The 8,124-nt window shown below is 65.4% G+C and carries 6 protein-coding genes; all 6 read left to right on the top strand.

Annotated elements, in window-relative coordinates; translation table 11 throughout:
• Nucleotides 1-743 precede the first annotated feature (743 nt).
• Nucleotides 744-3,014, top strand: coding sequence for a methyl-accepting chemotaxis protein (locus tag AC5P5V_RS15315; RefSeq protein WP_134968465.1), 2,271 nt, complete (start codon nt 744-746; stop codon nt 3,012-3,014).
• Between the two features lie 52 nt (nt 3,015-3,066).
• Nucleotides 3,067-3,921, top strand: coding sequence for a CheR family methyltransferase (locus AC5P5V_RS15310; RefSeq protein ID WP_134968464.1), 855 nt, complete (start codon nt 3,067-3,069; stop codon nt 3,919-3,921).
• Nucleotides 3,918-4,514 (top strand): chemoreceptor glutamine deamidase CheD, encoded by a 597-nt coding sequence (gene cheD / locus AC5P5V_RS15305; RefSeq protein WP_014037083.1) that lies wholly within the window; start codon nt 3,918-3,920, stop codon nt 4,512-4,514. Before AC5P5V_RS15310 ends, cheD begins: the two co-directional genes overlap by 4 nt.
• Nucleotides 4,511-5,584 carry a protein-glutamate methylesterase/protein-glutamine glutaminase gene (locus tag AC5P5V_RS15300; RefSeq protein WP_072168978.1) on the top strand — a complete coding sequence of 358 codons (1,074 nt, stop codon included), beginning with the start codon at nt 4,511-4,513 and terminating at the stop codon, nt 5,582-5,584. The genes cheD and AC5P5V_RS15300 overlap by 4 nt, the downstream gene beginning before the upstream one ends.
• Nucleotides 5,585-5,997: 413 nt before the next feature.
• Nucleotides 5,998-6,636: a hypothetical protein gene (locus AC5P5V_RS15295; protein ID WP_134968463.1), complete on the top strand. Its 639-nt coding sequence runs from the start codon at nt 5,998-6,000 to the stop codon at nt 6,634-6,636.
• Nucleotides 6,633-8,108 carry an XVIPCD domain-containing protein gene (locus AC5P5V_RS15290; RefSeq protein WP_134968462.1) on the top strand — a complete coding sequence of 492 codons (1,476 nt, stop codon included), beginning with the start codon at nt 6,633-6,635 and terminating at the stop codon, nt 8,106-8,108. Before AC5P5V_RS15295 ends, AC5P5V_RS15290 begins: the two co-directional genes overlap by 4 nt.
• Nucleotides 8,109-8,124: the final 16 nt, after the last annotated feature.

Raw genomic sequence — 8,124 nt, 5'->3', positions numbered from 1 at the left:
TGCTTACATCCACGGCTTCTACAATCCAGCCCGGCTACACTCGGCGCTGGGCTACCACTCGCCTAACAACTACGCCCGGCAGCTCCGGGCTGCCGCCTGAAACGGCTTCATGGCGTCCGTTTTCAGGGGGCCAGATCACACACCCCTGCGCAACCCACCCTCCCGGCCACGGACACTTTCCGTGCGCGTCCACCCCGGGTTGAAGAAGGAAGAGCAAGAGCCGCATTACTTCCGGGGTCAGATCCGTTTTCCGCAGGAAAACGGATCTGACCCCTCTTTTCACCTGGAAACCCAACGCTCTTTCCGTCCGGCACCGAAATGCCGGGAGGGCTGGGCCGGGGTGGGCAGGCAGGACCGTTGGCGCCATGGGCCCGAGGCATGCCTCGGGCGGGTTGGGCAGGACGCCCAACCCCGGTCTTGCCGCGTGCGCAGGACTGCGCACACGAGCAAGGCGCCATCGAGCCCCCATGGACGGGTTTACGGCGTGTCCTGCCTGCCCACCCCGGCCCAGCCACTTACTGACAATCCAGCGCCGACCAGCCGCTGTTGCTGTTGCTGTTGCTGTTGCTTCAAAACCAGCCTGCCGCAGGCAGCGCCGCAGCCGCCGCTGCAGGAAAAACCTGAATACGTTCCGACACCGCACCTCAATCCCCCGCCTCTGCGGCCGATAACGGGGTTGTCACGGTGTATCCCGCCGCTGACCGGCTCGGCGCCGCCCGCCTGCTTCAACCGGGTCCTGCTCGATGAATCTCCTGCATCGCTGGCAACACTACTTCAGCAATCTTTCCGTCCGGCGCAAGCTCAACCTGCTGACGCTGCTCATCGCGCTCGGCGTGATCGCGCTCTCGGTGATCGCCGCCCGCATGCAGTACCTGGATCTCACCGAGACCCGAAAGACCGCACTGAAGACCCAGGTCGAACTGAGCTACGGCATCCTCCAGCACTACCACCGCCTGGCCGGTACCGGCGAACTCAGCGAAGAGGCTGCCAAGCGCGCCGCGCTGCAGGCACTGGAAGTGATGCGTGCAGAGAACGATACCTACTATTTCAACGTCTACGACACCGGCTACCGGCTGCTGATGCACCCGTTCCGCAAGGACCTGGTCGGCAAGGACATGAAGGACTTCCGCACCGACGATGGTGTGCGCATCTACTACGACCAGGTCGAAGCGGCCAAGGCCGGTGGTGGCTTCGTCAATTATCGCTGGGCGAAGCCGGGCAGCAAGGGCGACGTCGAGAAGGTTGCCTACGCCGGACTGTTCGCGCCGTGGAACTGGGTGGTCAGCAGTGGCGTCTACATGGACGACGTGCAGAAGCAGGCGCTGGTGTTCACCGCCATCATGGCAGTCTCCGGCGGCGTCCTGGTGCTGATCGTACTGGCCCTGAGCTGGGTCATCGGCAACCGCATCGCGGTACCGCTGAAGCAGGCCACAGCCGTCGCCGAAGGCATCGCCGCCGGCAAGCTCGACAGCCACATCGGCCCGCAGCCGCACGATGAAACCGGTCGCCTGCTGGACGCCATGGCCGGCATGCAGCAGCAGTTGCATGCGGTCATCACCGGCCAGCGCGAAATGGCCCGCCGCCACGACGGTGGCGAACTCAGCTACCGCATCGACGCCAGCGCCTTCCCCGGCGAATACGGGCTGATGGTGCAGGAAACCAACTCCCTGGTGGGTAGCCACGTGCAGACCCTGCACGATGTGCTGGACGTGGTGCAGCAGTACGCGGTCGGTGACCTGAGCCGCGACATCGCCCGCTACCCGGGCGAGAAGGCGGCGATGACCACCACCGTCGACACCGTCAAGGCCAACCTCGGCCGCATCAACGCCGAGATCAAGCAGTTGGCCAGCGCCGCTGCTGCCGGCGACTTCAGCCGCCGAGGCGATGCGCAGCGCTTCGACCACGATTTCCGTCTGATGCTGGAAAACCTCAACGCGATGATGGCGGTCAGCGATGACAACCTCGGCAAGCTCTCGCAGCTGCTGTCGGCCATCGCCGAAGGTGACTTGACCGCGCGCATGCACGGCGACTACCAGGGCGTGTTCGCCCGCATGCGCGACGATGCCAACGCCACGGTCGCGCAGCTGACCCAGATCGTCGGCCAGATCCAGGCCAGCGCCTCCAGCATCACCCTGGCCGCCGGCAAGATCGCCTCCGGCAACAGCGACCTGTCGCGCCGGACCGAACAGCAGGCCGCCAACCTGGAAGAAACCGCGGCCTCGATGGAGGAACTGACCTCCACCGTGCGCCAGAACGCCGAGCACGCCCGCCAGGCCAACCAGCTCGCCATCGGCGCCCATGGCGTCGCCTCGCAGGGTGGCGAGGTCGTCGGCCAGGTGGTCACCACCATGTCCGCCATCGAAGCCTCGTCGAAGAAGATCGCCGAGATCATCTCGGTGATCGACGGCATCGCGTTCCAGACCAACATCCTGGCGCTGAACGCCGCCGTGGAAGCCGCGCGTGCCGGTGAACAGGGCCGCGGCTTCGCCGTGGTCGCCAGCGAAGTGCGCACCCTCGCCCAGCGCTCGGCCGCTGCCGCCAAGGAGATCAAGAGCCTGATCGACGACTCGGTCGGCAAGGTTGCCGAGGGCTCCAGCCTGGTCCACCAGGCCGGCAGCACCATGGGCGAGATCGTCGCCTCGGTGCAGCGTGTGACCGACATCATGGCCGAGATCTCTGCGGCCTCGCAGGAACAGAGCGCGGGCATCGAGCAGGTCAACCAGACCGTGGTGCAGATGGACGAGACCACCCAGCAGAACGCCGCGCTGGTGGAGGAAGCCACCGCTGCCGCACGTGCGATGGAAGACCAGGCGGCGCAGCTGGCCGATGCAGTGGCGATCTTCCGCCTCGACAACCAGGTCTCCGCCGCAGTGAAGGCTGTCGCCGAACGCGTGGAACCGGCGCGCATCACCACCGTGGCACGTCCGCAGCCGACCAGCCCCCCCGCGCCGGTACGTCGCAGCAGCAACGCCGGCACCTTCGTCGCCAGCGACAGCGACTGGCAGGAATTCTGAGACCCACCTGTGGCGGCTTCGGCCGCCGCCCCCGCCGACGGACACGTCCCCCGTGCAAAGTCCTACTCCCATCGTTACCGGTCCACGCGAATTCGAGTTCGCCGACCGTGATTTCCGCCGCGTCTGCGACCTGATCTACCAGCGCGTGGGCATTGCGCTTGCGCCGGCAAAGCGCGACATGGTCTATGGCCGCCTGTCGCGCCGCCTGCGCACGCTGGGCATGCGCAGCTTCCAGCAGTACCTGGACCATCTGGAACAGGAAGACGGTGACGAGTGGCAGGCGTTCACCAACGCCCTGACCACCAACCTGACCTCGTTCTTCCGCGAACCGCACCACTTCGACAAGCTGCGCGAAGAACTGCAGCAGCGCTCCAGCCGCACGCCGTTGCTGCTGTGGTCGTGCGCGGCGTCCACGGGTGAAGAGCCCTACTCGATGGCGATCACCGCGTGCGAGGCCTTTGGCTCCCTGAAGCCGCCGGTGCGCATCATTGCCACCGACGTCGATACCCAGGTGCTGGCCACCGCCGGCCGCGGCGTCTACAACATCGATCGCGTCGCCAGCCTCGATCCGGACCTGCGCCGCCGCTACTTCCAGCGTGGCAGCGGCCCCAACGAGGGCCAGTGCCGCGTGCTGCCTGCGCTGCGCGAGCTGATCGAATTCCGCCCGTTGAACCTGCTCGCCCCGCGCTACGACGTCGGTGGCCCGTTCGACGCACTGTTCTGCCGCAACGTAATGATCTACTTCGACAAGCCGACCCAGCGCGCGATCCTCGGCCGCCTGGTGCAGCACCTGGCCGATGACGGCCTGCTCTACACCGGCCATTCGGAGAACTATCTGCACGCCGCCGACCTGATCCAGCCCTGCGGCCGCACCCTGTACCGCCGTGCGGCGAAGGCCGGCGCATGAATGCTTCACTGCGTACCGACGATGTGATGCGCTACCAGGATGCGCGCTTCCAGACCATCGCCGCCAAGCTGCTGCCCACCCAGTACCTGGTGGTCGATGACACCACCGCGCTGACCACCACGCTGGGCTCGTGCGTCGCCGCCTGCCTGCGCGACCCGGTGCTGAAGATCGGCGGCATGAACCACTTCCTGCTGCCCGAGGGCAACGCCGGTGACGGCGCGCCCGCGCGCTACGGCAGCTACGCGATGGAACTGCTGATCAACGACATGCTCAAGCGTGGTGCCCACCGCAAGCGCATCGAGGCCAAGGTGTTCGGTGGCGCCAACGTGCTGAAGGGCTTCACCAGCAACCCGGTTGGCACCCGCAACGCCGAGTTTGTCCGCCAGTACCTTCAGGCCGAGCACATTCCGATCATTGCCGAGGACTTGTGCGGCATCCATCCGCGCAAGATCTGGTTCTTCGCCGATACCGGCCGCGTGGTGGTGCAGCGCCTGCCGCATGCGCATGAAGCCGAGGTGGCCGCCACCGAATCGGCGGTGCGTGCGCGCCTGTCCAAGGCGCCGGTCACCGGTGGCGTGGAGCTGTTCGAATGACCTTCACCGGCAACGCCCCCTGCCGGGTCCTGATCGTCGACGACTCCGCCGTCGTGCGGCAGATGCTCACGGAAATCCTGTCCAGCGACCCGGCCATCGACGTGGTCGGCACCGCGGCTGACCCGCTGTTGGCGCGCGAGAAGATCAAGCGCCTGCTCCCGGACGTGATCACCCTCGACGTGGAAATGCCGCGCATGGACGGGCTGGCGTTCCTGGAAAACCTGATGCGCCTGCATCCGCTGCCGGTGGTGATGATTTCCTCGCTGACCGAGCGAGGCGCCGACACCACCCTGCAGGCACTGGCGCTGGGCGCCGTGGATTTCGTCTCCAAGCCCAAGCTGGACGTGGCCCGTGGCCTGCAGGGCTATGCCGAGGAGATCATCGCCAAGGTCAAGATGGCGGCGCGCTCGCGCGTGCGCCCGCTGGTGCGTGCCAGCGCCCCCAAGCTCACGCTGGACGCTACGCCGGCGATGCGTGCTGCCTCGCCGCAGTTCCGCACCACCGACCGCCTGATCGCGATCGGCTCGTCAGCCGGTGGCACCGAAGCGCTGCGCGTGGTGCTGGAAGGCATGCCTGCCGATGCACCCGCCGTGGTGATGACCCAGCACCTGCCGGCCAGCTTCAGCAGCGCCTTCGCCGAGCGACTGGACCGCCACTCGGCAATGGCCGTGCGCGAGGCCAGCGACGGCGAAGCAGTACTGCCCGGCCACGCCTACCTGCCACCCGGCGGCAAGCACCTGCGCATCATCCGCGACGGTGCGCGCTGGCGCTGCCGCATCGACGACGGCCCGGCGGTGAACCGGCACAAGCCCGCGGTGGACGTGCTGTTCCGCTCGGTCGCGCAGAGCGCCGGTGGCAATGCCATCGGTGCCATCCTCACCGGCATGGGTGACGACGGCGCGCGCGGCCTGCTGGAGATGCGCCAGGCCGGCGCGCCCACACTGGTGCAGGACGAGGCCACCAGCGTGGTCTGGGGCATGCCCGGCGCCGCGTTCAAGCTGGGCGCTGCCGAGGAACAGGTGCCGCTGGAGCGGGTCGCCGAGCGGTTGCTCGCCCTCGCCCGCGGCTGACAGGCCCCTGTAGAGCCGAGCCCACGCTCGGCTCCGCTCCCTGCTGGACACCTCCAAGAGACGTCAGGCTCGATTGCCGATCCGCCGCCAGCACTTTCGACCATTGATGTTTCAACGGCGCTGATCGAGGCTTGATCCTGCCGCACGCCATGCGCGGTGACCGGGAGCCCGCAGGACACCGACTTGGAGCGCGGCTGGAGCGGGTCGTATAGTCAGGTATCGCACTGCAATTGAACGCCGATGAACGTTACCCCGCAAGGCCGCGCTGCCCGGGTACGCAGGGAGGGAGGTCCGGGTAACGGGCAATACCCACTGCGCAACCTGTCGCATTTGCCCAGATATGGCGCCGTCGTCCGTGATGAGTCCGCATGTTCCAAGGATCAAGGACAATCCTGCAGCGACATGGACCGCTCATGCTGAAATCCGCCCCCAGCCTTGCTCATGTTGCGTTGATCGCTTTGATCACACTGGCCGCTGCGGGCTGCAGCAAGGAACGCTCGTTCCCGGTCTATCGCGAGAATCCTGCGCCCCAGGATGCGCTGCCGATTGTGATTCGGGTCCACGATGCACCCGTGGATGTCCCCGTTCCTTCGGTCTTCGTCACGTATGAGATAGACCCACTCTGTCTCCCTCCGGTCAACAATTGGGAGGGGGTGCAGTACGAGCCGAACCAGCACAAGGTTGAGGTTCAGGCACAGCGCCTCAGTGCAACTGAATTCAGCAGTGCTGTTTTCAACGACGGCATGGAAGTTGCCGACTATTACGGTCGTGGCCCTTGCACTTGGACACCCGTGCTTGTGGAAGCTTCATTCCCCTTCATTATCGATGATCGCCCAATCCGAGCGTCCGTCGCAGCACTATTCACGGAAATTGAGGGCGGGAGAACCTTCACTGCTTACGTAAAGCGCGCATTGCCGCCCTTGACCACAGGACAGTCGACAGAGCGGACGCCAACCGAGCCTTCAAGTTGGTACGAAAAGATGCCCCCAGAGAAGCGCGAGGAATACTTTCCAATCGAAGTCTCCACACGGATTGAAGGAGCATCGCAATGAATCCTAGAGAAAGCGCGGCGCTTTCGGACGATGTCTATAAGGACCCGCTTCCGCCCGTCAGTTCCGACATCACCGTCGGCGGAACAAAGTATGAGGTCCTCGCTTGTCGTGACTCTGGGAGCGGATATCAGGGTGTTGTCTACCTCAACATCAATACAAAGGAAGTCATCGTCGCCCATCGCGGTACCGAGTTTGATCGTCAGCCCATGCTTGATGGCGGCATCGACGCCGCGATGGTCACCGCCAGATTCAACGCGCAACTGACTGACGCGCTGGCGCTGACAAAGCAAGCCCTCAGGCTGGCCGAAGAAAGGGGAGCCGGGCCAGTACACGTCACCGGCCACTCCTTGGGCGGCGCTCTCGCGCAGATCACTGCACACCACTACAACCTCCCCGGCGACGCGTTCAATCCCTACGGTGCCGCCGGGCTGGCATATCGCCTTCCTGAAGGCCAGCCAGCCAACGCCGCACCCTTCACCAACCATGTGATGGCAGGCGACCTGGTCAGTGCCGGCGGTCCCCATTACGGCAAGGTCGAGATGTATGCGCTGCCCAGGGAACTGGAGATCCTGCGCAACGCCGAGCACGGCCAGCGCATCGCCTCGATCGGAACACCCGGGATGAAGAGCGGCCATGTCATGTCCGCCGCGGTGGCGGTCCAGTTGGGCGATTCCCATCGATTGGTTCATTTCCTTGATCGCATGACCGACAAGGGTCCGGTGCAATCTGTACTGGACAACCCACAGGTGCGGGTCACGGATCCTGAGGACCTGCGCCGGATTGCCGACTACCGCAGTGATGTTCATCAACTGCGTGCGGGTGCGACCGTGCTTGTCGGCGGCGGGCCCGGTCTGCTGCGCGACGGTATCAATTTCCTGCGCGGTGTCGAGGAAGCCGGTGCATACGCCCGCCGCGAGGCTGAAGCGGAGCAGCGGGCCCAGAATGCGCTCAAGCCGGGGGAGCAGCTGATCCAGGATGCAACCGGCAAGGGCTCGCCCTCTCTCAGCAATCCCGCTTTCTCTCCCAAGAACCCTTTACAGGAGAGCATTGAATCAACCTTGGACAAGGCAGGCCTGGATCCCAGGAAGGAAGGCCATCCAGACCATGCGCTCTACCGGCAGATTCGCGACGGTGTATCCGTCGTGGATGCCAGGCACGGGCGCAGCTTCGATGAAACCAGTGAGCGCGTGTCGGCCGGCCTGCTTGCGGCGGCCAAGGGCAGCGGCCTGGAACGCGTCGATCATGTTGTACTGGGCAATTCACCCAGCGATGGCTCAGCATCTCGCATGTTCGTTGTGCAGGGAGCGCTCGACAATCCAGCACACCTGCGGGCGTCGGTTCCAATCAGTGAGGCCGTCAATACGCCCGTAGAACAGTCGCTCGCCAAGGCCGAGCAGATTTCGCAGGCACAGCAGGTCGCCCAGCAGGACCTCGCCCAGGAGCAGGCCCTCACTGCGAGGCGGATGGGCTAGGCCACCTGGCCGGGCA

The organism is Stenotrophomonas sp. YJH_SMC_130, assembly GCF_059369035.1.
This window is presented reverse-complemented; position numbering and strand designations above follow the sequence as displayed.

What these genes read in the sequence shown, in the direction of transcription:
- AC5P5V_RS15315 (WP_134968465.1), top strand. Translation starts at nt 744, where the DNA reads ATGAATCTCCTGCATCGCTGGCAACACTACTTCAGCAATCTTTCCGTC.
- cheD (WP_014037083.1), top strand. Translation starts at nt 3,918, where the DNA reads ATGAATGCTTCACTGCGTACCGACGATGTGATGCGCTACCAGGATGCG.
- AC5P5V_RS15300 (WP_072168978.1), top strand. Translation starts at nt 4,511, where the DNA reads ATGACCTTCACCGGCAACGCCCCCTGCCGGGTCCTGATCGTCGACGAC.
- AC5P5V_RS15295 (WP_134968463.1), top strand. Translation starts at nt 5,998, where the DNA reads ATGCTGAAATCCGCCCCCAGCCTTGCTCATGTTGCGTTGATCGCTTTG.
- AC5P5V_RS15290 (WP_134968462.1), top strand. Translation starts at nt 6,633, where the DNA reads ATGAATCCTAGAGAAAGCGCGGCGCTTTCGGACGATGTCTATAAGGAC.